The organism is Paraburkholderia sp. SECH2 (assembly GCF_030464795.1).
GTDB classification, from domain to species: Bacteria; Pseudomonadota; Gammaproteobacteria; order Burkholderiales; family Burkholderiaceae; genus Paraburkholderia; species Paraburkholderia aspalathi.
This window is the reverse complement of sequence record NZ_JALPRH010000001.1, coordinates 716,624-742,290: the sequence shown is the minus strand read 5'-3', so window position 1 is coordinate 742,290 and position 25,667 is coordinate 716,624. Positions and strand designations below refer to the sequence as shown.

At 57.7% G+C, this 25,667-nt stretch carries 20 protein-coding genes; 13 read left to right on the top strand and 7 right to left on the bottom strand.

Annotation, left to right across the window (positions count from 1 at the left end; all coding sequences use genetic code 11):
* Nucleotides 1-23: 23 nt before the first annotated feature.
* From M0D66_RS03380 to M0D66_RS03370, 3 genes are all read right to left on the bottom strand, one after another.
* Complete coding sequence (locus tag M0D66_RS03380) at nt 24-1,058, bottom strand: sugar ABC transporter substrate-binding protein (RefSeq protein ID WP_211699984.1); 1,035 nt, start codon at nt 1,056-1,058, stop codon at nt 24-26.
* Nucleotides 1,059-1,142: 84 nt separating this feature from the next.
* Nucleotides 1,143-1,466, bottom strand: a complete 324-nt coding sequence (locus M0D66_RS03375) for a non-heme iron oxygenase ferredoxin subunit (protein ID WP_266208995.1) — start codon at nt 1,464-1,466, stop codon at nt 1,143-1,145.
* Between the two features lie 15 nt (nt 1,467-1,481).
* Nucleotides 1,482-2,540 carry a fatty acid desaturase gene (locus M0D66_RS03370; protein ID WP_266208994.1) on the bottom strand — a complete coding sequence of 353 codons (1,059 nt, stop codon included), beginning with the start codon at nt 2,538-2,540 and terminating at the stop codon, nt 1,482-1,484.
* Between the two features lie 209 nt (nt 2,541-2,749).
* Here M0D66_RS03370 and M0D66_RS03365 point away from each other — a divergent pair, with 209 nt between their 5' ends.
* The 6 genes from M0D66_RS03365 (at nt 2,750) to M0D66_RS03340 (ending at nt 9,043) form a co-directional block, all read left to right on the top strand.
* Nucleotides 2,750-3,847 (top strand): LacI family DNA-binding transcriptional regulator, encoded by a 1,098-nt coding sequence (locus tag M0D66_RS03365; RefSeq protein WP_266208993.1) that lies wholly within the window; start codon nt 2,750-2,752, stop codon nt 3,845-3,847.
* A 400-nt stretch (nt 3,848-4,247) separates the two neighbouring features.
* Nucleotides 4,248-5,840: a flavin monoamine oxidase family protein gene (locus M0D66_RS03360; protein ID WP_266208992.1), complete on the top strand. Its 1,593-nt coding sequence runs from the start codon at nt 4,248-4,250 to the stop codon at nt 5,838-5,840.
* A 22-nt stretch (nt 5,841-5,862) separates the two neighbouring features.
* Nucleotides 5,863-6,252: a cytochrome c gene (locus M0D66_RS03355; protein ID WP_266209144.1), complete on the top strand. Its 390-nt coding sequence runs from the start codon at nt 5,863-5,865 to the stop codon at nt 6,250-6,252.
* Nucleotides 6,253-6,545: 293 nt separating this feature from the next.
* The gene (locus M0D66_RS03350; RefSeq protein ID WP_301772693.1) at nt 6,546-6,935 is read left to right on the top strand and encodes a FecR domain-containing protein; all 390 of its coding nucleotides are present in this window, start codon (nt 6,546-6,548) and stop codon (nt 6,933-6,935) included.
* 10 nt (nt 6,936-6,945) lie between these two features.
* Nucleotides 6,946-7,560 carry an OmpA family protein gene (locus tag M0D66_RS03345; protein ID WP_234487793.1) on the top strand — a complete coding sequence of 205 codons (615 nt, stop codon included), beginning with the start codon at nt 6,946-6,948 and terminating at the stop codon, nt 7,558-7,560.
* A gap of 37 nt (nt 7,561-7,597) precedes the next feature.
* Entirely contained in the window at nt 7,598-9,043 is a 1,446-nt protein-coding gene (locus M0D66_RS03340; RefSeq protein WP_211699990.1) for a CHASE2 domain-containing protein, read from the top strand.
* On the opposite strand, the gene M0D66_RS03335 is transcribed toward M0D66_RS03340, so the two are convergent.
* The 3 genes from M0D66_RS03335 to M0D66_RS03325 all read right to left on the bottom strand — a co-directional run bounded on the left by M0D66_RS03335 (nt 9,040) and on the right by M0D66_RS03325 (nt 12,735).
* Nucleotides 9,040-10,245 (bottom strand): hypothetical protein, encoded by a 1,206-nt coding sequence (locus tag M0D66_RS03335; RefSeq protein ID WP_266208990.1) that lies wholly within the window; start codon nt 10,243-10,245, stop codon nt 9,040-9,042. The two genes, M0D66_RS03340 and M0D66_RS03335, sit on opposite strands and share 4 nt — an antisense overlap.
* A 23-nt stretch (nt 10,246-10,268) precedes the next feature.
* Nucleotides 10,269-12,407, bottom strand: a complete 2,139-nt coding sequence (locus tag M0D66_RS03330) for an alpha-galactosidase (protein WP_266208989.1) — start codon at nt 12,405-12,407, stop codon at nt 10,269-10,271.
* A gap of 187 nt (nt 12,408-12,594) precedes the next feature.
* A complete protein-coding gene (locus tag M0D66_RS03325) occupies nt 12,595-12,735 on the bottom strand; it encodes a hypothetical protein (RefSeq protein WP_266208987.1) in 141 nt (46 codons plus the stop codon).
* Between the two features lie 217 nt (nt 12,736-12,952).
* Here M0D66_RS03325 and M0D66_RS03320 point away from each other — a divergent pair, with 217 nt between their 5' ends.
* Together M0D66_RS03320 and M0D66_RS03315 are read left to right on the top strand one after the other, a co-directional pair.
* Nucleotides 12,953-13,186, top strand: coding sequence for a hypothetical protein (locus M0D66_RS03320; protein ID WP_266208986.1), 234 nt, complete (start codon nt 12,953-12,955; stop codon nt 13,184-13,186).
* A 718-nt stretch (nt 13,187-13,904) separates the two neighbouring features.
* Nucleotides 13,905-17,501: a glycosyltransferase family 4 protein gene (locus M0D66_RS03315; RefSeq protein ID WP_266208985.1), complete on the top strand. Its 3,597-nt coding sequence runs from the start codon at nt 13,905-13,907 to the stop codon at nt 17,499-17,501.
* Between the two features lie 439 nt (nt 17,502-17,940).
* Here the strand turns inward: M0D66_RS03315 and M0D66_RS03310 are convergent, their stop codons facing one another.
* Nucleotides 17,941-19,509: a hypothetical protein gene (locus tag M0D66_RS03310; RefSeq protein WP_266208984.1), complete on the bottom strand. Its 1,569-nt coding sequence runs from the start codon at nt 19,507-19,509 to the stop codon at nt 17,941-17,943.
* Between the two features lie 558 nt (nt 19,510-20,067).
* On the opposite strand from M0D66_RS03310, the gene M0D66_RS03305 reads away from it, so the two are divergent.
* The 5 genes from M0D66_RS03305 to M0D66_RS03285 all read left to right on the top strand — a co-directional run bounded on the left by M0D66_RS03305 (nt 20,068) and on the right by M0D66_RS03285 (nt 25,537).
* Nucleotides 20,068-20,535, top strand: a complete 468-nt coding sequence (locus tag M0D66_RS03305) for a hypothetical protein (protein ID WP_266208983.1) — start codon at nt 20,068-20,070, stop codon at nt 20,533-20,535.
* Nucleotides 20,536-20,899: 364 nt separating this feature from the next.
* Nucleotides 20,900-21,325, top strand: a complete 426-nt coding sequence (locus tag M0D66_RS03300) for an organic hydroperoxide resistance protein (protein WP_054033960.1) — start codon at nt 20,900-20,902, stop codon at nt 21,323-21,325.
* Nucleotides 21,326-21,409: 84 nt separating this feature from the next.
* Nucleotides 21,410-21,799 carry an ion channel gene (locus M0D66_RS03295; RefSeq protein ID WP_200654016.1) on the top strand — a complete coding sequence of 130 codons (390 nt, stop codon included), beginning with the start codon at nt 21,410-21,412 and terminating at the stop codon, nt 21,797-21,799.
* Between the two features lie 154 nt (nt 21,800-21,953).
* A complete protein-coding gene (locus M0D66_RS03290) occupies nt 21,954-24,428 on the top strand; it encodes a glucose/quinate/shikimate family membrane-bound PQQ-dependent dehydrogenase (RefSeq protein WP_301772692.1) in 2,475 nt (824 codons plus the stop codon).
* Nucleotides 24,429-24,538: 110 nt separating this feature from the next.
* Nucleotides 24,539-25,537 (top strand): porin, encoded by a 999-nt coding sequence (locus tag M0D66_RS03285; RefSeq protein ID WP_266208982.1) that lies wholly within the window; start codon nt 24,539-24,541, stop codon nt 25,535-25,537.
* Nucleotides 25,538-25,667 lie beyond the last annotated feature (130 nt).

Sequence of the window (25,667 nt, the reverse complement as noted above, 5' to 3'; positions counted from 1 at the left end):
ACCTCCTCGGCGAGCAACTGGGCTTAACGGTAGCTGCCAGCCAGCGCCGACACCTTCTCAATGTTCTGCGGCGTAATGAAGCCAGGTCCCGAGCTGATATTGCGCGCCTCGTAGACCGGCTTGAGTCCATAGGACTCCAGGCGCTTCATGAACTTCGGATCCTTTTCGAGCTCCGTACGGGCGGCTACGACATTCGTGTTGTGATTCTTGTGCATGATCGCCAGCATTGCGATGGGAATGTAGCCCTGCAGATAGGGTTGCTGATCGGTGCAGAACTTGATGGTGCCGTCCTTGATCGCCTTGGCAACGTCAGGATCAATGTCGAACGTCGCAAACCAGATCTTGCCGGCGAGCCCCATTTTGGTCACGGCGCGAATGGTGGGGTCGGCGGACGTCGGTCCCAGCGTCAACACGGCCTGCGTATCCGGGTGAGCACGCAAATAGGCACTCACTTTGGCTTCGATACCGGTTGGATCGGTGCCGACATCAAGCGAAGATGCCTTCGTGTCCGCACCGATGGCTTCTCCGAATCCGCGGCAGCGCTCGAACGAGAGCGGATTAGTCGCATAGTGGTTCACACACAGAAACGTCTTGATGCCGGCCGCCTTCGCACGCAGCCCCGCTTCCTTGCCTGCCAGGTATTCCGGCTGACCCACATGCATGATGGCGCCGAGATCGGCACTCTGCTGCTCCGTACCGGTATTGGAGGTAATGAACGGGATATTCTTCGCCTTCAGCTTCGTGACGGCTCCTTTGAGAAGGTCGTAGTCGGCAATCGTCAACACCACGCCATCGTAGTTGCGCGCGGCCGCCTGGTTGACCAGTTGCACCATGTCGGCGATGTCCCCGTTTGGCGGATTCCGGTAGTCGGTCTGTACGTTGAAATCCTGATCGGCCTGTCTGATGCCATTCTTGACCGTGTTCCACCACGCATCCGAATCCGGCGCGTGCGTGATGAAATCAAAATGAGCGACGGGGTCCGCGAAAGCGCCGGTACATAGTCCCAGGCTCAACACTGTGGCGGTCAGACAAAGCGCCTTCCCTATGGTGGATTGCATAGCTGTCTCCGTATATATCGTTCTGTTGGCCGGTATGACGATACGGGCCAGGGGGAGCCGCGCCTCTCAACCGAGGCGCGGCGGTCAATCGCCTGCCAACCCGATGAAGACCTTGTTGTCCTCGATCTTCACTGGATGAGTAAGCAGATTCACGCAGACGGGCGCGCCTTTTGCCGCGCCCGACGGAATGTGAAAACGGCCCATGTGCATCGGACATTCGATGATCTCGCCGAACACGAGACCTTCGGTGAGGCGCGCCGTCTCGTGGGTACAAAGGCCGGCGGTTGCGTAAAAGCCGCTCAGCGTGTGATAGATCGCATACAGCTTGTCGTCATGACGAAACTCGATGACGTCCTCTTCGTCGATGTCATCGCACGTGCAGACCTGATGCCATTGCAGGATATTCATTGCATCTGTTCCCAGTTAGCGTGCCTGGGCCGCAAGCGGCGCGGCGGTGTCGTGTTCTGCCGCGACGTACGGCGACTTGCCCGGTACGCACGGCGTAATCATGTAGTCCGGATCGTGTCGTTGCATCCGGAAGACGTGGAAGATTTCGCCCCAAGCGTTCAAGAGCCCTTCGTATGCCGGCGGCAGATCGGCCTCGATCGCTTTGCGCAGTTTCGGCAGCGCGTGGAAAGGCACGTTGGGGAACATGTGATGCTCGACGTGGTAGTTCATGTTCCAGTAGAGGAACTGCAGAGCGCGATTGAGTTTGATCGTTCGTGTCGAGAAGCGGTGGTCGAGTTCGTTCTCACGTAATCCCGTGTGCTGCGTAATGGCCAGCAGTTCGTGCAGCCAGGCGCCATAGGAGCGAGGCAGCAGCAGGAAAATGACCGGCAACCAGCTGTGGGCCACGATCGCCCACGCGGCGACGGCAATGTACAGCGCCAGAATCACACGCGAATTGCGGAACATTGCACGAAATTCGGTGGGCGGAACAACGGCCCTGGCGCTCTTCGATACGACGCCGAAGCTATGCAGGACGATGTTGCCCAGGTGATGAATGCCGTGCGAAACACGCAGAAAATCTGTGGCGAGCTTCAGGTAATTCGGTGGCCGCTTGACCGCAATTTCAACGTCGGCGGGGAGCGTTGCGGTGAGATGCGTGTAAGTGTGATGTTGCGCATGCGACCAGCGGCTATAAATCTGCTCACGCCAAGTCATGAAGCAGATCAGCCAATGCACCGACTCGTTCAGCCATTCGCTTTTGAATGGCGTGCGATGGCGCAGTTCGTGTTCCATCGCCTCGGCGAATGCATACAGCGTGCCGTAGAGAAGAAACGCCGGTATGCACCAGAGCGAACCGAGCGAGAACCATGCGAGCGCGCCGCTTGCCACCACCAGCCCAATGAATCCGCTAAAACGAAGCAGCGCGGCGGAGTCGTTGCGTCGTGTGACGTCCTTGAGCACCTTTCTGTCGAGCCGGCATTTATACCAGTCGTCCATGGTGATCGTTTTCCTGCTGTCTTGCTGGTCGGACATGAGTCGCACCCTATACGAGAAATCGGTTTGACGATGAGATGTGAGATGAAGCATTGATCACAATTGAGCTCATTTAAGGCTCTTTATGAGCCATCGTCAAAGACTAATATGCCTCATATTGAGCCATTTAGGGTATTCCACAGTCCCCGCCCTGCCGACTGTATTCGCCTGGCTGCCTGATTGGGTAGCATTGACTCACGTCATGTCTCATGAAGACTCATTTTTTGAGGCAAAATGCCAGCCATGCGCTGGTTCCGCGCTTCGACCCATGGGAATGCACGATGAAAGGCAAGCCGACCCTCAAACAACTGATGGAGATGACGCAGCTCAGCCGGGCGACGATCGATCGCGCGCTGAACAACCGACCGGGAGTGCACCCACGTACACGCAGCGCTGTCGACGCCGCGCTGCGGCAACTGGATGCTGGATCCCCGGCACATTTGGCGATTCCTGTCGCGCAGCGGGATTACGCCTTCAGGTTGCTCGCGCAGGCCGGGGACGCTTTCACAGAGGAACTGATGCGATGCGCGGCCGAACTCGAAGATGACTTCGCCGCGGCAGGAGCGCGGCTTGAGGTCGTGAACTGCGTGGGTGTTTCCGATAACGACGTGGCAGCGCAAGTGAGCGTCGCGGCTGATGAGGCGGACGGTATTGCAATCATCTGCACGAACACGGCGGCCACAACCGCAGCCCTGCGCAAATGTATGGCCGCTGGCAAGTCGGTCGTGACGCTGGTAACGGATGTCGATGCCGATGCCCGTCACACCTATGTTGGTGTCAATAACCGCGCTGCAGGGCAGTCCGCGGCGTTTCTCATCGGCCGGCATTTGCAGGCGCACCCATCGCCCGACGTCGCCGTGGTCGTCGCAACGTTTTCCTATACCTGCCACGAGGACCGCGAGATCGGTTTCCGTTCTCTGATCAGGCAGCGGTTCCCGAACGTGAACCTCGTGGAGGTCATCAAGGGCGCTGATTCGGGCGCTGCGACCTATGAGGCAACCCGGCGCTTTCTGGACGAGCACGGCAAGCTCGATGGCATCTACAACGTCGCGGGTGGCAACGAAGGGCTGGCGGCCGCGCTGCGGGAATACAGCCTGGCGGGCCAGACGGTCTACGTGACTCACGAAGTTAACCGCATCACGGAGCCGCTCTTGCGGGCCGACGCGATTGACTATTTGCTGACTCAGGACCTTCGACTCATGCTGCGAACAGCTGTCGAGCACTTGATAAGTGCTTGTGAAGCCCGACCGGTTCCCGCCCAAGCGATCATCCCGATAGAGACGTATTCGCGTTACTCGTTGTACTAATTTATATCAACGGAAAGTATGTTTTTGGGCTTCTATCTCATACCTCCGGGCGGGACGTGACGCAGAGTCCATGAAGGCATCGTTACGGAAGTGCGTCAAGCTGTTGAAGCCCGATGACTCCTGTCAGTCAGTGAGCGGACGTTCGACCGAATTTTCCAAATGTCAGTACTTGGCCGGCTACCGTTTCACGCTTCCGGGCGAGCCCGACCGACAGGTCGCAGTCTGCCGTCCTGGTAACGGGCAGTCGCACGGGCGATCGCATAGAATGAACTAGTCCGCCGCAACACGCCCAAACGCAATCCCCAGACATACAAATCCAGATGACTCTGGCCTTTGCAATTTGGGACGCCATCTGATTTCATTCGCTATCGTTTCTCTCCAGTCGGGGCACCACGTCCTTATGTCGAGAATGACCACCAATGCGATGAGCCGCCGGCACCTGCTGACGCTGATCGGCAAGAACCTTGGCGCGGCCGCCATGATGCAAGGCATGGGCACGTTGGGGTTTGCCGCTCCCTCGACCTACGCCGGACCGATCAGACTCGATGGCGCACCCAAAGGAACGCGAATTCTCGTGCTCGGCGCGGGCATGGCCGGCCTCGTCGCGGCCTTTGAGTTGAGGAACGCGGGCTACCACGTGCAGGTGCTCGAGTACAACAACCGCGCAGGTGGTCGGGCCTGGACTGTCAGGGGCGGTGATCGTTATACCGAACTCGGCGGTGCCACCCAGAACTGCGAGTTCGCTGACGGGCTTTATCTGAACCCAGGGCCGTGGCGCATTCCATATCACCACCAGGGCGTACTCGACTACGCAAAGCGCCTGAAGGTGCCGCTCGAGCCGTTCATCCAGGTCAATTACAACGCCTATCTGCATTCGACGGAGGCCTTCGACGGCAAGCCGCAACGATTCCGGGCGGTGCAGACCGACTATCAAGGCTATATCGCCGAGCTCCTTTCCAAAGCAATCCGCAAGGACGCACTCGATGATGCGTTGTCAGCCAACGATGCACATCTGCTACTCGAATCCCTGCGCCAATGGGGTGCACTCGGTCGGGATGGGAGCTACCAGGCGGGCCTGCGAAGCAGTGAACGCCGTGGATTCGCGACCGCGGATGGCGGCGGCCTGATGCCCAATGCCGTGCCGTCGAATCTGCTCCCGCGCGACCCTTTGCTTGCATCGCGTTTGTGGCATTGGCTCTCGTCTGGGAACGAGCAGGATTTCCAGAGCAGCATTTTTCAGCCCGTCGGCGGGATGGACAGGATTGCCCACGCGCTTTATTCGCAGGTCGCGAGCGCCGTAACGTTCAACGCCAGAGTCACGGCCATCTTGCAGAACGAGCAAGGCGTCACCGTGCGCTACACCGATACGACCACCCGAACCGAACGGAACGCGCACGCGGATTGGCTGGTGTGCACCATCCCGCTCTCGATTCTGAGTCAGATCGACATTGCGGTCGGCCCGGCCATGCGCGCCGCGATCGACGCAGTGCCCTACGAGACATCCGTGAAAATCGGCTTGCAATTCGGCCGGCGATTCTGGGAGGAAGACGAGCAGATCTACGGCGGCATTACGTATACGAACCTGCCGATCTCAACGATCGGCTATCCGGCAACAGGTTACGGATCGCCCGGTCCTGCGGTGCTGCTCGGCGCCTACATGTGGGGGCCCGCCAGCTATGAGATGGGTGCGCTGCCTCCTGCGGAACGGATCGCGGTGGCATTGAGCCAGGGCAGCCAGATTCATCCGCAGTACGCGCGCGAGTATCAGAACGGTTTCGCGATGAGCTGGAGCCGATCGCCGTTCACAAATGGCTGCTTCGCCGCATGGACGGAGGCGTTGAGAGAAGCGCATTACGCGAATCTCTGCCAGATCGACGGACGGATCGTCCTTGCCGGAGAGCACGCTTCCCATGTCCCGGCATGGCAGGAAGGCGCCGTGCTGTCGTCGCTGGATGCGATCACTCGCTTGCATCGGAGAATCGTCAATGGATAGGCCGACGCGGATCCTCCGCGTGATGCTGATGGCCTGGCTGTCGGGTGCCGCGACGGTGTCGGCTCAGACTGCGGCACAGGACGCCCCACACGCCTTCACGATTTCGCCGGGCTATCGCTTCACCGAAAAAAGCGGCGAAACGCTCTACAACGCGACCTGCGCGGGATGCCATATGCCCGATGGAAAAGGCGCCCAGGGCGCGGGTCACTACCCGGCGCTCGCTGACAACCCGGCGGTCGGAGCCGCGCCCTACATCATCATCAACGTACTGCACGGCCGAAAGGCGATGCCATCCTTTGGCGACGAGATGAATGACGATCAGGTCGCCGCTGTCGTCAATTACACGAGAACCCACTTCGGCAATCGATTTGCCGGAGACGTCACGCCGAGCCAGGTCAAAGACCTGCGCTGAGAAGTGTCTGACGAAATGCGCGGAAGCGCACAGAGTGATTTGAATCAGGTCCATACTCTGTTCGGTGCAGCAGACAGATCTCCACCGGACATCCAGCGCCGTATTTCTGCATGTCCTTCAAAAGCCCCAGCTCGACGAGCAATGGGGAATGATCGCGCACAACACCAGGTCGACATCGGGGCCCCCGCACTATTCCGCGGAAAGCAACTTTACGCAATCAGGTGCCACCGATGCGTCTTCGAACCATCAGATATGCCTTGATTCTTGCCTGCGGATGCACGGCTGTCGCGAATGTGCTTGCCGCCGATGCTGCCGGCGTCGTGAAGACCCTTAAGGGTACGGTGCAGATCGAGCGGGCTGGAGGGAATTCGGGTGCGGCCATCGGCAGCGAGGTTTTCGGCAGCGATCGCATCGTGACCGGCCCGGAATCTTCCGTCGGTATCACGCTGCGTGACGCCACCCAACTCTCGGCCGGCGCCAATACCATCCTCGAGCTCAACAAATTCGCGTTCAACACCACCACCCATGACGGGGTGCTCGACGCCTCCATCAAACGCGGTTCCCTGGCTGTGATTTCGGGGAAGTTGGCGAAGGCGAATCCGGATGCGGTCCGCTTCAGCACGCCGACTACCACGCTGGGCGTGCGCGGCACCGAATTCATCATCGAAGTCGGCGATAAATAAGGGGGGCGCGTTGAAGGCTGCAATTCGACATTACGGGCTGGCCTTTGCCGCAGCGTGCGTCCTGCTGCCGTTCCTCGCCGCGTGCAGCACGCCGGACAAAATTATTCTATTGCCGGATCCCGATGGCAAAGTCGGAGCGGTCATTGTCCACAGCGCAACCGGGGAACAGAAAATAGACAAGGCCTACGCCGAGGCCGACGTCACCAAGGGCGGCGCCATCGAAAAAACGATGGATAGCCAAGCCACCGTGGAGACACGATATGGCGCGCTGCTTGCGGCCCGGCCGCCTCGTCCCCAGGCATTCACGATCTTTTTTCTCTTTGATTCCGCCACTGAGTTGGCCCCTGAGTCGACGGCCACGGTTAAACAGCTCAAAGCCGTCCTGGCGACGTGGCCCGCGCCGCAGCTCGTGGTGGTCGGTCATACTGATCTGGCGGGCTCTCAGGAATTCAATGACCAACTTTCCATGCAGCGGGCGAAGACGGTTGCAGCGTTCCTGATCAAGCAAGGCATCCCTGCCCAGCAAATAGAGACCGCGGCCCGGGGCAAGCGCGAGCCACTGGTGCCCACGGCAGATGGTGTTCCCAATCGCATGAACCGGCGCGCAGTCATCACAATCCAATGACCCGCGCCAGTCATCGGCGCTGAATGGCTTTCCGTCGATGAAACGCTATTTCGACCCATGGCACGCCCGGATCAGGAATCTGCTGAGGGTGGCCCAGGGGCGTCCGGTGGCACTGGCGGTGTTGTTCGGCCTGAGCCTGCTCAACCTGTGCAGCGAATGGCCGAGCGATATAGCACGTCCAGCTTTCGTCGACACGCTCGATGAAACGCTTCCCGACTCCTTTAAAACAGCCCGGCAAATTCTGTTCGATCAGTATCAACGTCACTACCCACGGGTTCCGACGGCTCAGCCGGTGACCATTGTCGAGATAGATGAGGAGACGCTCGCAACCGTCGGCCAATGGCCCTGGCCGCGAAATCGACTCGCGAACCTGATCGATGCCATCGCGGCGCTGAAACCGCTGGCGATCGGTCTCGACATTTACATGCCGGAGCCGGATCAGACTTCTCCCGACAAGGTGGCGGGCAATCTGCCGGAAACGGCTGCGGCGCTGGCCGCCGGTTTGCGAGCCCTACCGAGTCACGAAGCCATTCTTGCGAGATCGTTGCGCGCAGCGCCGACCATACTGGGCGCCGCGGCGCTCGATCATGCTGCGTTCGGCACCCGCACCGATCTGCGAAGCGCACCGATCCGCGTTCATGGCACCGACCCGCTGGGCTACGTGCCGCGTTTCGACTATGTTCTCGGCAGCCTGCCGGAACTGCAGGCGGCGGCCCGCGGGCAGGCGATGCTGAGCGTAGCGCTCGAACAAGGCGTAGTCCGGCATATTCCGCTCATCACGGGGTTGAGGGAGAAACTGGTCCCCAGTCTGCCGATGGAAATGCTCCGCGTTGCCACGGATTCATCGGCGATTGACGTCTTTGCGGATACCTCGGGCGTGCAAGCGGTGGGTGTCGCCGATGTGCTGGTGCCCACGCAGCCCGGAGGGGACATCTGGTTGCACTTCGCGTCCATTCGGTCGACGCTGAGCCGCTACGTGTCGGCACGCGACGTCATGCAGGGCATAGTCGATCCGGAACGGATCCGGGACAAACTGGTGCTGGTCGGACTAACCGGTGCCGGCGTGACTGACATGCGCACGACGGCGCTGGGGGAACTGGTGCCGGGTATAGAGATTCAGGCGCAGGTCATCGAGACGATTGTCGAGGGACGGTTTCTGCGCCGTCCTACCTGGCTGAAATGGGCGGAATGCGCCTTCATCATGACGTTCGGGCTGCTGATCATCTGGTACGTGCCTCGCCCCCAATCCCGGTTCGCGACGTTCATCAGAGTTGTCCCGAAGGGTGTCGCCGCTGTGGGTATCAGCTTGCATCTGCTGAATCTTCTGTGCTGCTACTTTGTTTTTATCCGCTTTGGGTTGCTCGTCGATGCGGCCTCGATTTTCATTATTCTGTCTGCGGTCATGGGCTGCTTCCTGTCGCCCGCGTTACTCCGCTCCAATGAACAAACGAGAACGGAGGCCGCGGAGCGATCCGTTCGTTAATTCGGCGTACGCCTCGGAAGATCCGTGATGCGCGGCCCGCAGGATCGGGCGTTCCCGAGGCACGATGCAAGCGCCTGCTCACCGAACCATTTCTGCGTGTCTAGGTTGTAGTGCACGCTGCCGTCGCCACCGCCTAACGTACCGCCCTGGAAAATACCGAAGCCGGGCGGCTGTCCATTCCAGTCCGGCGACTGCGATGCATCGGCGAAACTGAAGATGTGAGGATTCGCGTCGACGAAGCCGCCGAACACTTTCTGCATCGACGCAAGCGCGGCGGGGTTATAAGGCGCGACTGCGTTGGTGACGTTGTCGTAAGCGGTCGACAACGGCTTCACGATCAGCACCGGGAAGGTCGAACCCACCGCGGCAAAGAAACTGCTGAAGAGGTAAGCGTAATTCTGCGGCGCGCGACGAATCGTCGTTGCGTTGCCGGCCGAATTCAGCGGTGCCGCTTCTGCCTCCCACTGGTTCCACTCCAGGCCGAGGATGCGCGGCTTCTTTCCGGTGGCCAGAATCTGCTTCAGTCCCAGATACATCATGCGTCGCGCGAACGGTGCGAGGGCATACGTCGGCGTCTTGCTTGCATCGAGCATGGGTTGCCAGAGATTCACGCCATGCACCGTCCAGCCGCAGCAGCCGCTGAACGCATCGTCTGCGACGTCCACGCCCTGGCTGCCCCAGCCGATATGAATGATGTACAGATCGGGCAGCGGCTCGCCTGCATTGATCGCCGACTGCCACGCATACGCGGCGAAATTGGCGGCATTTCCGCTGCCGCCGTAGTAGCCGAGATTCATGTCGGACGAGGTGCTGTCCGACCAGTTCACCCACGACACGTGATCGATCGCGGATATCGGCTGGGTAAATGGCGCACCCGATCCATCGGCGTTACCTGCGATGTTGCTCCAGCCGTCGTTGCGGATGCCCCATACATTGGGTGCCGGCATCCCGCCGCTGCCCGCGCCTGCACCCGAGGCTCCCGACAACGTCAGATTCGCGGGCAGGCCGTTAAGACCGGCACTGTTGCTCTGTCCCATCACGAACAGGACCGCCACTTCGTCGTGCCGGAAGCGGGCTCCTTTGTTCCACGATTCTGCCGCTGCGGCATTCGGTTGGGCCGTCGCGTCGGCGGCAACGGATACCTGCACCCCGCTCGCAGCCAACACGAGCGGCAGCGCAATCCGCATCAAGAAATTCTTCATGCCTGTCTCCTAGGATCGCCGGTTCACTGTTTGACCGGCTGGCTGATTGGTTGGCCCAAGCCGTCGATGTCGGGACCGTAGTTGCCGGAAATCACAGAGAACTTGACGGTGTTGGCCGCACCGGCTTTCAGCGGAACCGTGACCTGAGCACTCGACAGGATCGGAAAGTCCCAGGTGCCTTCACCAGGAAACTGCACGGGAACCGGTGGGCCATTGTTGACGCTCACGCTCAGTGCACGAGGCGAACCACCACCGTCGTCCGCGCTGATATACACCACGGGGACTGCATACTCGCCATCGACAGGCACCGCGATTCCGTTGAACTGGAGGCTCGAATCCGCGTTCACAAAATTGCCGACCTTTTCGTGGCCGCTGCATATGTTGCATGCCTGGACTGCCGCATCCTGAATGATGTTGGTGGCGCTTTCCGCTTGATAGGCGACAGGCGGCAACGCGGGTTGCGGAGCGGCGATCAGCGTCATCTTCTCGATCGACGGAGCGTGGTGGCCCTTGTCCGGAAGAGCGAAACTCAGCGTGTTGCTTCCCGGCACGAACGGCATGTACAGCGTGACGGTGCCTTGGCCACGCCCGGTGGTAACGGGCAGCTGGATCGTTGTGAGTACGTTGTCGTTGAGCGTCAACGGCACCTTCAACGAAGACGTTCCTTCGTTCCGGTATGTCACGTCGATGTAGCCGCCCGTGGTTGCATTCACCGTATAGCGTGCTGCGCCATCTTCATGTCTGCCTGGTTTGGCTGGGTGGATTTTCGATGCATCGTCCACGCCGGCGATGGTCAGCATGACGGAGCCGCCAGCCGGAACAGCGGACACCGTGTACCCGGACCTGTGCGAACCCAGATCCTTGTGCGCCCAGATATCCCGCACGCTGGCCGAAGCAGCGGGGTCTAGCCCGAGATCCTTCCAGTTCACCGTGATCGGAGCGGCCGATCCAGTTGTGTTGAGCAGCACTACCGCACGGCGACCTTGACCGACGAGCAGCTTGGCCCACACGCCCAAACCGTTCTGCGGCACCGCCACCCGGATCGCCTGAAGGCCACGCGGGTCCTGATCGACGGCGAGCACCTCCGGATTGGTCAGCGTCGACATCGTTGCCGCGCTGATCGGCGTCGTGACATCGAGACCCAGGATAAGCGGCGCGCCGGAAATGGCCCACAGGCTCATGTGCGTCTGATCCTGCGCGGCGGTCAGACCGAATCCGGCAAGCATCATGTCCGCATCGTTATAGACGCCCGTATGTTGAGCTTCCGGAAACAGATTGCCGTAGAAATTCTGGTTCACGATTCTGGAAAAATCAGGCGTGCTTTGATGACCCGGCGTGCCGGTGTCATACGTGATGTCCTCGGTCGTTCTCCACAGATCCGCGACTTGCCCCCAGTCATACGATCTGCCGGTCTTGTCGGTGTGGAAACTGTTTGGATTGATGCTGTAGACGATCTGCCGATTCACGGCAGCACCCGCACTGTTCAGCGCATCGCGCATCTTCTGGAAACCGGCCACCTGATCGTCGACGGTGCCATCTGGTGAGCACCAGTCGTACTTCACGTAGTCGACGCCCCATGCAACGAATGTATTGGCATCCTGAACTTCGTGACCAAGGCTGCCCATCGGGTTGGTGTGTCCAGGGTACAGATTGTTGCGCTGAGCACAGGTTTCGGCTGCGGGCACTTCATACATGCCGAACTTCAGACCTCTGGCGTGAACGTAGTCGGCCAGCGCTTTGATGCCGCTGGGAAACTTCACGGGGTCGGCGACCAGGTTGCCTTGCGCATCGCGGGATGGCGCGAACCAGCAGTCGTCGACGTTGATATAGCTGTAGCCCGCTTTCATCAACGGACCATCTTTCTTCAGGCCGTCGGAGATAACGTCCGCGGCCGTTTTCACCAGATCCTCGGTGATGTTGCAGCCGTACGCATTCCACGAGGCCCAACCCATAGGCGGTAGTGCAATCGATGCAACCGACCCTCGGGCCTGAGTTTGCGATGACGCGTCTTGGGCGGAAACGTTTGCAGAGTTGGCCGCGACCTGCGCGACGCTCGCGGCGTTGGACGACCCTTGCTGGTCGCCTCCGCAGCCGGACAAAACGAAAGCCATCACGATGCTCGCGAAGAACAGATACACCTGTGTACCACCCAGGATCTTCATGATTTTCCTTTGCTGAAAAATGAAACTGGGACTTCTGGGTAGGTGCTCTTTCTTGGCGTTGTGTCGGCCAGGTCGACATTGGTCTTGCTGGCCGAGCGCAACGTGATTTCGTTTAGATAGAGCGCCTTAGGTTTGCTCGCGCGGGATTTGATTCGCCTGCGGCGAGGCGTTGGCTGGATTGAAAGGGTTAGGTGGAAGGGAAGGGGGATTGCCGGTTGCGCCGGGCTAGGAGGGTTGCAGCGAGGGCAGGTGCTGCAACCGATGGGATGCCAGCAGCACTGCCTGACTTCAGCAACTCGCGACGCTTTTGACTGATGGAAATCTTCATCGTGTCTCCTGCTGGGAATTTATGCTGAATCCACTAATGAATATATAGTTCAAATATGCACGCGTAAGGATTTGTCAGACATTAGGTTTTTCCCCTGGTATCGTGTTGCAAATGGTGGGATGGGGGTGCGGGGGAATTGACGTTGGTGTGGGGGGATGCGGATTGGTATTTTGTAAAAACTCAGGAAACCTTATCGTCTTAAGAAATAGGCAAAGCCGTGGCAACAGCTTTGTTCGATCTGCTCGATAGGCTCGACGCAGCGAAAATTCACTACACATTGAGTCGCAATCGACCCGATGCCGTCCTGGTGTCAATCGCAGTTGTCGGGATGCGCGTTGAGGTCGATGTATTCCGCAACGGGTGCACGGAGGTATGTGTATTCAAGGGGCCGGAGGGCGAGGCGGAGGAACCCGCGATTCTCGAGCGGATCATCCGTGAGAATGCCGACTGATTGGTATCGTCGGAAGGCGGGTGAGTTTGCTGAGGTGAATGAGCGCCCCATTGTTATGACGCACCGAGTTGAATGGCCGCGCCGGCCGACGACCTGGCGATCAAGGGCGTGACGTGAAGGACGGTTGATCGGCCTTCGGTCGTTCGTGAGGCCGTGATATTGTCGATGAACGTCCGTTCTCGGCTAGCTCCACATCAAGCCGAAGCAAGCCATTTCCGGTCATTCGCGACAGTCCGCTTTACGGCTGCTTTTGAGGCCAAAAGCACGGGTATCGGCTCTACGGCGAGGGGGGCGGCTCCCGCCGCCAGCGGACATCGGGCGCTCGCCCCGGAAGTCTGTCATCGAGCGATCTGCTGAGGAAGTCGCCGCGAGGGTTTTTCTATTCTCCCGCGCGAACATCGACTTCTCAGATCGGCCTGATCGCTCGCGCGATGCGGTCAAGGCAAGAAAAGCCCAGAAAACTTCGCGACAGCGACGGCCAGCAACTGTTTCGATAGTATCGCGCCGTGGCAGTCATTCGTTTGCGGCTGGGTGCGATGAAGTACAGTACTTCGATTCGCTAACGCTCCACGGTGCTCCTCGAGAAGGTGCCGATAATGAAGCGCAAATCGGACTCGTCCTTACTCGAACGCGCCATTATAATATGGCACAACGGCATCGCGATGGTGATTGCCGATTTCCAATAGATTCACAGAGAATTACTTCGGGGGCAGGTGGTATGGCGAATAGATATGTGTTTTTTGCGACGGCATGGTCCGCCGTGAACGGTGGCATCAACTCGTTCAATCTAGACTTGTGCACCGCCATCGCCTCTATTGGGCAATCTATAGATGTCTTTATCGAGCGTGGAGCGAGCAAGGACCAATCAGCTCCGCCCAATATCAAGGTTCATGAACTCCCGACGTTGTTTGCGAGCTTCGATCAGCAATCTGTGAAATTCATTTCATCAATCGTCCCCGAATTCTCAGAGACTATATGGGTCGGGCACGACGCGATTTCAGGCGGTGCAGCCCTATTTGCCAAAAATAGTTTGGGTGGGCGAGCGGCAGTCTTCCATCACATGGACTACTCTAATTACTATTACCTGAAGCACCAGGAAGTAAGCGAGAAAATCCAGACGCAAAAACATTTGATAAAAAATGCAGACATTGTCTTCGGAGTTGGGCCGCGACTATTTCAGAACGCGAGGCATCTCCGCGCGAGTCACCTAGAAACATATGAAATCATGCCGGGAGTTCCTGAGATTCCAGCAAGACTTCAACCACGTCAATTCGACTACCGTATTGCGATCTGTGGCAGGCTCGATCCCGCTGAAGATAAAGTCAAGAATCTCACAGCGGCTGTCAAAGCAGCACATAGTTGTCTTGCGCAACTGGAGAATCGCAGAGGCAGTATCACCCTGATTGGTGCTCTTCCGACAGACATCAATGTGGCACGTTTAGGCCGCGACAATTCGGTTGCTATCAATTCTGTGCCGTATATTTCTAGGCGCGCTGACTACTTCACTGAGTTGCAGGATTCCGATCTCGTCCTGATGCCCTCTGTGAAGGAGGGTTTTGGGTTGGTCGCATGGGAAGCCGCTTGTCTGGGAATTCCTGTCCTGATTAGTCGATCCAGCGGTTTCTTCGAGTTCCTTAAAGGCAAAGGCCTATCAGAACTGGTTGCTAGCGTTGAGATCTCCGGCGTACTACCTTTTGACGAAGCCGTTATTGCAGCGCAGCTTCAGCAATGTTTAACTGATCAAGATGTACAAAAGGCGAATGCTAGGAAACTTGCGTCAGAAGTTGCGAATTTCAACTGGAAGGCTACTGCAGAGCGGTTTATATCACTCCTTGAAGGAGTCGCGGAAAGAGCTGCCGCAGAGTCAACAATTCAGATCTTGCCCGCCCCAAAAACATCTCCGCGAGGCGAAAAGGCTCGCACATTGTTTCTTAACAGGGACTCTCAGGCCGCTGGCTTTGAAAGATTCGAGGATTTGCTATCGCTTACGGCGCGTCGTCGACAGCTGCTTATCGATAAGTCGGCCAGTACAGATTATTCACGTGGTCAGAAGATTAAATTCGAATATTGGGCTACATTTTCTCCACAGCCAGCATATTTTTTATTTATACATCATTCCAGCAATTTGAAGCAGACGTTAAAGCGATTTGCCAAATTACTAGCAACACTGGCATTGGAAGTCCCAAGAACACTTTTTGTTCTTCGCAGAGACGCTAGCGAGCCTCAGTATATCCAGAAAATTGTTACAAGTGAAGGCATTGCCTCGTTTGTTCACGACTACACACTTAAGGAATATCTTTGGGAATTCGGCATTGACGAGCAGTTCAAGACGTCACTTAGCGCTGAACCTCCGCTCAACTATGTTGACCAAGCGATCGCTGTTAACAGCAGTAGCGTTGAAGGAACCACAGCTCGAGAGCTAATCCTAGAAAAATTACGTGGTAAGCCCGAGTACAATGCTCATCTTGTACTGGCTGCCGGAGGCATGGGAAAAACTTGGCTTTGCCGAAGTATCGCTTCTGAGATCATCTCGGGTGTATCGGATAAAAATCTTGTCGTTCTTATTCAAGCGGAAAATCTGCGCAATTACGTTCAAGAAGTTGGCTCCGCACATGTTCAAGTTTCATCAGTATTTGATCTCTACGAGCTCCACGCGCATTCTCAGAAAAGCGAGCGCTTATACGACAGAGGCACCTTTGAACTTGCTGTTATCGCTGGAAATATCGTTCTCGTCATCGACGGTCTCGATGAACTTGCAACGGTGCTGCAAGAGCGCTTTGATCTAAACAAATTTCTCGGTTCCATTGTCGCACTCAGTTCGAGCCTTTCGAGCAGCCACATCCTCATAACTACGCGGGATAGCCTGCTCGTTGACGCTGACGCATCGATTGAATTTGGAATTGCGCGCTACGAACTACTCGGGTTTAACAGCACAGACTGGATGCGATATGCAAGGCGGCGTTTCAAAAATCATCCGAATAGCACGGAGATCGTAAATCGTTTGAATTCAACGTTATCCTCGTCTCGCCTTAAAGATGAAGGGGGACGGGTAGTGCCCTTCTTCGTCGATGTTCTTTGTACGATGTTTGAGGATGAAACGAAAGTCGACTCCAGGGAGGTCTTTGAATTTGTAGAAGATTCAACGCCCTATGCGTCCAATAATGAAATTACGGATCACGTAGTCCACTCGGTGTTTCGGCGAGAAATCCGTAGGCAAACGATTGACCTGGACGCTGGTCAGCTGATTTCTCTGGTCTCAGAACTCGTGTCCGAGCAGGGTGACAGTTTTAGTACGGCATCATTAAAACATTTGCTGGATTTATACTATGAAACTAGAGCTGAAGCGCTTCTTCAAAAAATAAGCTTAAATCCTTTTTTTCAGGTTCTGCAGACGACCATTCGGCTCAGGTATGACTTCCTGCAATCATACTTCCGTGCACTCTTTCTTATTGAATGCCTCGCCCGCAACTTGCACTCTCCGGAAGCGTTGAACGCATACGCGAAGTCGAATGCCTCCGAGAGCCCTGAGGTTGCATACCTTAGGAAGTATTACGAAGGTCGCATCGAGCAACTCGAAAGCCAACTTCATATCTTGGTTCCGAAGCTCCGAGAGTATGTAAGAAACAATTCCGAGCACAAGCGTCTCGAACTAGGTCGACGCGCCATTTCAGGGGTTTTGAAAATCTACCTCGAGACCCGAAATTTCACTGGCACGAAGATGAGTGACAAGATCGTCGAGCTATTGCCTGGTTACTCTGGAAATCAATCGATCGATGGACTATCGATTTACGGTGAATTTCCGCCGATGGATTTCAACGGAAAAACAATTTTCAATTCGAAGTTTTTAGACTACAAAAACTTCTCTCGGTCTAAATTTGTTGACGCCAAATTTATTTCGTGTATTTTTGAGAACTGCGCGGGCGATAACGCTACGGGATCCTCAATTCACCTGGCAGAGTTTGACCCAAATTGCACTTTGGGCGACGTCGCAGCGCTGGTTTCGGCGGCCAAATCGAATCAGTCACTAGAAGAACAGATCGTAGAAAGCGAATGTCTGACTTTCCTGCGCGGATTCTTCAAGTCTGGCGTGTCATACGACCCTAAGCAGAGTTGGTTACATTTTTCGAGTAAGGTGCGTGGGCTTCGAGCCAAACATTTCGATAAGTTGATACCAGAATTCATAGTTATCAAAGCCGAAAAAGCCAGCGACATTCACTATTCTCTTGCTCCGGAATTCGTCACAAGTGCTCGAAAATTCATTGACAACAATTACGTGGACGCGGCCATGAAACGTTTTATAGCCGTCGTTAGGTAGGCTGAAATAATTTGCACATGTCGAGGAAGACGCAGGGTGGAGCGGAACTAGTTAGCATCATCAGGAACAGTCGACCTGACGGTAGCCGTCAATGTCGGCTTTCCGTAGATCTATTACGCGCTGTGTACTTCCCCTGCTTCGGGTCGGCACCGGTCCTAAGGCGGCAAGCGGCTTATGTCCGCCACGCAGTGTTCGAAACGGAAATCCGAGCAGGCTTTTGTCGAACGACCGGTGTCGGGCGCTCCAGTCAGCCTACCGACCGGCTCCTTCGGGGTCGACTACGGTTGATCGTGTCCGTCAAAACCGGACATCGGAGGCCCGTCTGGACACTCATCGATTAAGCGACCGCTAAGGCCGACGATCTGCCAATCCCTGACGCGAACTGACAGGCGGTTGATCAGCCGAAACCGATATTCGGGCATCGACGTTGGTGAGGCGGTTACCGGTCGTTTGCCTTACATTCGCACATCGAGAGTCTCGAATGTTGCGTTCCGCATACAAGCGTACCTTCGCGTGCTCTTGCCCGCTCAACAAAGGACGAGAAGGCGTCTGCACTTGTGTCGATCGTTTCCACGTGGCGCAACGTCGAGTGTTCGAACGGTATCTCCACTGCGTCGCTAGCCAAAGCTTTGCAGAGCGTACCGGTAATGTAGTAAGCGAAACAGATTTCGCCGACTTCGAACCTGTGGGCGCAGATCAGTTTATCGATAAATTTCAGGTACTCCCAGTCTTCATCGGAGCAGGTAGCGGAACGCTTTATAGCCGGTGTGTTACCGTCGATAATTGCTTTGAGCGCAAAAATTGAGTGTGCAGCATGTCCGACATGACCGAAATCGAACTCTGGCTCGGGAACGAGAGACGCTGCCCCGCAAATCTCGACAAGTGCAATTGCGGCTTCTTGATATAAACGGCAGTTTTCAAGGTCGGGTACATTTTGAAAGCCGTTACTTTCAATGTTGAGTTCAGCGGTTTCGTTGCCTCTCTGGACCACTCGCATCCGGCATTTTCCATTTCTTAGTATGCTAACCGCCTTCCATGTATTGGCCCACACCGAAGGCGAGTGCTGACCATGAAAGCTCGTCTTTAGATTCAACTTTGAAACCTTCCCCTTTTGAGAGTCGATGCACACGGTGAGTGCCGGTGTCCGTACGTGCGTTCGCTTTCGTCCGTTAATGACCTCCGGGGTGCTGATGATTCCCCCTTGGAACATTGCAGGGGCACGGCCAGACTCATCTACGAAGCTGACCACGCAGCTTACTGGGTTAGGTTGAATCGTGATCTTTGCTGACGAAGGCTCGCCAAACGGTAGAGTGATCCCAAACCGAGTCTCAGATACCTCAACGCGTTCTATCTCAAACTGTTGTTCGACACCGAGAAAAATGTCGAGCAATTTGTCAACGTCCATCTGCGGAAACGTCGTTGTTACCTCGTATGGAGTTGCCTCGTACCCTAGCTCGCTTTGCTCTTTTTGTCTTCCGCTAATGTCTGAAAACACATCTGCACCAAGCTTTGAACGCATGCGTTCCAAGAAGGCCGATCCTGAAACGGCAATCGCCTCTTCTTTCTGCGGTAAAAAAGTTATCTTCCTTCGGGTCAGAGTTTGACGATCGCCCTTTGCGTCCTCCTGACGAAGTCGTTTAAGGATCTTCGCGAGGTTTGCGCCCGACATGTGCAGCAGATAAGCAGAAGTGAAATTGAGGTCATTGTCGACCTTAAGTACAAGGATAAAGGATGGGTTTGGTTGTTTGGCCAAACGTTCTGCCATCTTCAGGTTAACTGCGATCGCATCGTTGTCGTCCCATATGGTCTTAAGCTGCACATAGCATGTCCACGAAGGAGGGCGGCGATCTAGCGAAACATCACTCTCGTCTATCGGTAACTCAACGATAAAGTCCCACCCGGTTCGATCGCGCGATGCTTTGTTACAGGTCAGCCTCGCATCGCTGCACAGCTCCTGGAAGCGGTTTTCGCCTTTGTCGCCCAGTTCGTCCGAATTGATCTTGCGCATGCCACGATGGAGTTATTGTTGACACAAGGATATTACACTGGCCCAGTTCATGCGACACGTGATGGAGTGGACCTCGGCGACAGCATGTGTGCCTCAGCTTCAGCACCGATGGCCGGTCAGTATTGCTCGCGACGCAACGTATCGAGTGCTGCGATTCGCGCGTAGTTGAGCCTCGGTCTATCAACGCCAATGGGCCGAAGACGGCCTTGGCGGAAGACCGTCGACCCTCGTCCTATCTCTCCTTATCCGTTCGGCCAAATCAAACATTTAGCCTACAAGATTGAAGTCAATCTCGGTCGCCTCCCTTATAATTGCCAAGTCGTCGGGCAACACCCGGCGATCAGGTTTGACAGCCTGTAGTCAGAAACCGCACACCCGCTCAGGCGGGTCGTGCGTCTACCTTCGCACGTCTATATTTCAATGGGCGGGCCTTGGTAGGGGAGCCGCAAGGCTCGCCGGCATGTTTCTGACCCGGTCTGTCAACCCTACTTCGTGCCCGCTCACCCACGTTTCCAGCGAGTGTCGGGCGATCCAAGAAGTAACAGGGAGATCGTCACCATGAGCAAGTCCAACAAAAACCAACCCACTTCACGTCCGTCTGTCGACGCAATCCAGTACGAAAAGCTTGCCCTGTCGGCCTTCGATTTATGCGACCGGCATCTGGCTCAACTGGATACCTTGATCACACTTGCGTCCTCGATATGTAGGAATCCTTCCATCACACTGGAGGAAAGACGGCGTCGTCAGACGCTTCTTGAATTGCTGGTGGACACGGCAGAGCAATATCAGCAGGAACTCGAATGCGACCGCGAGTTGTACAAGGTGATTGCGCTCGATGCGAAGGGCGTTCCGCAAAGCCGCATCACGGCGCGCCACGCAGCGAACCTGCTTGCAGAAGAGGTGGCGCAACGAGCAGGCGAACCGACAGCCACCGCAAACGAGCCACAGCGCCAAAGCTCATCAGAGAAAACTGCCGCAACGTTAAGAACCGACGCAGCCCAGCAACCAGTCGTCGCGCAACACTAGACGATCAAGAACGGCCATCGGCTGACAAGGCGGTACAGCCGAAGAATCGTTGGGAAACCGCCCACACTGAGACGGCCATCGCCCGTCTCAGTGCTGTCACATAACCCATACCATCGGCAACCCATGTCACACGGCACAACCCCACCCGCATAGCACCGCACCTACCTGGAATATGTCATATCAATCCGCCAACAGACCGCTTAAAGTAGGCGAAAGAACCTCCGTCCCGGTTGCCGGTCTGAGTTGACCCGACTACTATGCGTGTTAGCTTTGGCATCAACTTCTCGAGACCTTCATGTCGCAGAACGTGAACAGAAAGGGCGGCGTAAGGCGTCGATCATCCTGGCACACAAAGGAGTCTTGAATGTCGATTGAACAAGTCTTGTATCGTGCTCACGCACACGTCACCGGCGGTCGCGACGGACGCGCGACCATTCCCGACAGCCACCTCGATCTCAAGCTGACCACGCCGAAGGAGCTCGGCGGCGGAGGCGGCGACGGAACGAACCCCGAGCAACTCTTCGCGGCGGGATATAGCGCATGCTTCATCGGGGCAATGAAGTTCGTTAGCGCGCGTGACAAGATCGCGCTGCCAAAGGACGTCGCCATTGATGGCAATGTCGGCATCGGACAGATCCCCAATGGCTTCGGCATCGAAGTCGAACTGAAAATCTCGCTGCCGGGCATGGACCGCGCAGAGGCGGAAGCGCTGATCGCCAAGGCGCACATCGTCTGTCCTTATTCGAACGCCACACGCAACAACATCGACGTCAAGCTGACGCTGGTCTAAGCCGCGCGTCATCACGCGCTATTTCGAGTGCAAGCAGCGGATGCCGTGTCGCGCAAAGCGGCGCGCATCTCTGAGGTTCATGACATGGACAATGCCGCCGAAAACGCTGCTCGCACCCGAATCCAGCCGCAACGGGCAATTGCCGAGTTTGCCAGGGTCCTCTGGCATCTGCGCGCCATTCTGGCGATGCTGCTTATCCTTTTCTTCATTTTGACGGTCGCCATGTATTACGTTGGCGGGGCCGTCGATGTAGCCACACGCACGCCCTCATCGCTAGGCCACACCTTCTATTTTTGCGCGGTCACGGCGCTGACCATCGGCTACGGCGACGTGGTGCCGACCACCACACCGGGCCTCATCATCGCGGTTCTGCTTGGACTGCTCGGCGTGTTGATAACAGGCGTGGTAACGGGTTCTGCCGTTTATGCCATCCAGCTCGCGGCGCATCTGATCGGGCGACACGAAGCGCAGTAGCCGGCTTTACGACGAATATGTCATTTCAGATGGCCGCTACGTCTCCTAATATGTGTAGTTAGCGTTCTGATATCCTTTTTACCGTGCGCCGGCATGCGAATTCGATGTCGGTACCACTGGCAGGCGGTATCCACTCAAGAGGGTAGATCTCATCATGACCAGTCAATCGAATTCGCGGGGCGTGATCGGCGGCATCACCTTGCTCTTTACGGTGCTGACCGCGCTCTATCTGTTGATCGGTGGCGTATGGCTGCTGGCGGTCGGCGGCTCGCCGTACTACGTCATCACAGGCATCGTGCTGTTGGGCGTGGCCTGGCTGCTTTGGCGGCGCAGTCCCGCCGCGCTCCTGCTTTATGCACTCGTGCTGATCGGCACGGCGATCTGGGCACTCTTCGAGTCGGGTCCCGACTTCTGGGCACTCGCACCACGCTCCGGTGTACTCGCTATCTTCGGCGTATGGTTGCTGCTGCTCGTGAGCGGGCGGCTGGAGGGCGAGCGCAAGCTGGGTGTCGCGTCGCTCGTCGTCGCGCTCGTGGCATGGGCCGGCATACTCGTGTACGCCAACTTCAACGATCCGCAACAGGTCAACGGCACACTGAACGCTTCCGCGCCCGCGAGCGTCGCCAGCACTGGGATCGACCCCTCCGACTGGCCCGCCTATGGGCGCACCCAGGAAGGCACGCGCTACTCGCCGTTGCAGCAGATCACACCTGACAATGTGAAGAATCTCCAGGTGGCCTGGACCTTCCGCACCGGTGACATGAAGGGGCCCAACGATCCTGTCGAGATTACCAACGAAGTCACGCCGATCAAGATCGGCGATCTGCTTTACCTATGCTCGCCGCATCAGATCCTGTTCGCGCTCGACGCGAAGACGGGTACGCTCAAGTGGAAGTTCGATCCGCGACTGAAGAACGATCCGTCGTTCCAGCACGTGACGTGCCGCGGCGTGTCGTATGTCGATCTGTCGACCAGTGCCCCGGCGGCCGCACCCGCTGCGACGCCGGCGAGCGATGCCGCAGCAGCCCCCGCAGACGCCTCGGGCGCTGCTGCCACGCCTGCCTCGGGCGCTGCAGTCGCAGACGCCTCAGGGCCCGCTACGGCCGCCTGTACGCGCCGCATCTTCCTGCCGGTCAACGACGGCCACCTCTACGCCCTCGACGCGCTGACGGGTGAACGTTGCGCGGGCTTCGGCAACAACGGCGACCTCGACCTTCAACACGCTCAACCGGTCACAACGCCGGGCATGTACGAGCCCACCTCGCCGTCGATCATCACCAGCAAGGTGATCGTCGTGGCGGGTGCGGTGGAGGACAACTTCTCGAACCGTGAGCCGTCGGGCGTGATCCGCGGCTTCGATGTGCGCACGGGCGAATTGCTCTGGGCGTTCGATCCGGGCGCGAAGGACCCGAATCACATTCCGGGCCCAGGCGAACACTACTCGTGGAATTCGCCCAACTCGTGGGCGCCTGCCGCCTACGACGCGAAGCTCGACATTGTCTATCTGCCGATGGGCGTGAAGACGCCGGATATCTGGGGCGGCGACCGCACGCCGGAGCTGGAGAAATACGCCACCGGGCTGCTCGCACTCAACGCCTCGACCGGCAAGCTCGCCTGGTTCTACCAGAGCGTGCACCACGATCTGTGGGACATGGACCAGCCGTCGCAGCCCACCATCGCCGACATCACCGGCAAGGATGGTAAGACCGTGCCGATCGTGTACGCGCCGGCCAAGACCGGCAACCTGTTCGTGCTCGACCGCCGCACCGGCGTGCCGGTCGTGCCGGCGCCCGAAACGCCCGTGCCGCAGGGCGCGGCGCCCGGCGACCACGTTGAGCCGACACAGCCGTTCTCACAGCTCACGTATCGTCCGTCGAAGAACCTGACCGACGCCGACATGTGGGGCGCCACGATGTTCGACCAGCTTATATGCCGTGTGATGTTCCACCAGCTGCGCTACGAGGGCACGTTCACGCCGCCGTCGCTACAGGGCACGCTCGTGTTTCCGGGCAACCTGGGCGTGTTTGAGTGGGGCGGTCTTGCCGTCGACACCGACCGCCAGATTGCCGTCGCGAACCCGATCGGCTTGCCGTTCGTCTCGCGTCTGATCCCGCGCGGACCGGGCAACCCGCTGGAACCGGTGGAGGGCGCCAAGGGCAGCGGCACGGAATCAGGCGTCCAGCCGCAGTACGGTGTGCCGTACGGCGTGACGATCAATCCGTTCCTCTCGCCGCTGGGCTTGCCGTGCAAGCAACCGGCATGGGGCTACATCTCGGCGATCGATCTCAAGACCAATGAGATTGTGTGGAAGAAGCGCATCGGCACCGTGCGCGACAGTTCGCCGATTCCTCTGCCGTTCAAGATGGGCATGCCGATGCTGGGTGGTCCGATCGTCACGGCGGGCGGCGTCGCGTTCATTGGCGCAACGGCGGACAACTACATCCGCGCGTTCAACGTGAACAACGGCGAGCAGATCTGGGAGGAACGTCTGCCCGCAGGCGGTCAGGCCACGCCGATGAGCTATTCGATCGATGGCCGTCAGTACGTTGTGATCGCGGCGGGCGGGCATGGCTCGTTCGGCACCAAGCTCGGCGACTATGTGATTGCCTACGCGTTACCAGCGCGGTAAGCGGCACGCGCCGCGCATGCGGTTTTTCCCGTCCTTACGCGGCGCATTGAATGCGCCGCTCTTTATATTGTCGAATGAACCATTCACGCTTTGCGTCGCGAGCCTGTGTCGTGTTGGCCTTGATCGCGGTGCACGCCACGCTTGCGCATGCGCAAAGTTCGGTCACGCTCTACGGCGCACTCGATACGAGCATTGAAATCACCAATCCGGGTGCGGGCTACGTTGCTCGCATGGATTCCGGTGCTTATCGGGGATCGCGCGTCGGCTTGCGCGGCGTCGAGGATATCGGCGACGGCATCAAGATTCTGTTCACTTTGGAGAACGGTTTCAGTTCAGCTGACGGCACCTTTGCCGTCGCGAACACGATCTTCAACCGGCAGGCCTGGGTCGGAGTGGATACGCTTTACGGCACCGTGCGCGTCGGCCGTCAGTACTCGCCGATCTATATTCCGTTCAAGGGCGGCCTCGATGCGTTCGACGCCGGCACGATCGCTTCCGGTCTCGACAACCTCTCCAAGATCACGCCCTACGAGAGCAATGCGATCACCTATCTTTCGCCGGAATTCCACGGCTTTTCCACAACCATCATGGCAGCGCTGCGCGACGGCGACGCCAGCAATGATGGCAACGGGCTCGCCGGTCACATCGAAACCTTCGCATGGCGCGAGGGACCGTTCCGCATTTCGTACGCGCATCAACAGACGCATGGCGACGGCGCGTTGCGCGCTAACCTGGGTGGCGTCTCGTACATCTATGGCCCGGTCACGGGGTTTCTATCGTTCTTCAATGGCGATGGCGGTACGCCGCGATATCACAACGACGGTGTAGCCGTCTCCGCGCGCTATGCCGTGAATTCGCACTTTCGTGCCTCACTCGGCTACACCTATCTGCGTGATCGCTCAGGTGGTGACAACAACGCCGATCAGTTCAGCGCGGCATGCGAGTACGACCTCTCCAAGCGATCTCTGCTCTATGCGAGCGCTGGCTGGTTGCGCAATCGCGGGCAGGGTGAGTTCACGTTGCGCGGGGTGAATGTGACGGGGCTCACGCCGTCGTGGCCAGGGGCTTCTGTGCGGGGCGTGCAGTTCGGCATGATCGAGCGTTTCTAACGTTGCGCGGTAGGAGCTTGTCCGTTCATCCGTGCGCGGACTGGGTGAGCGTACGTGCGTTGCCTCGCCGGACTACAATCAGTTATGTGACCCTAATCATTCATTGACTGCGCGTCGATAATCCGGTCAA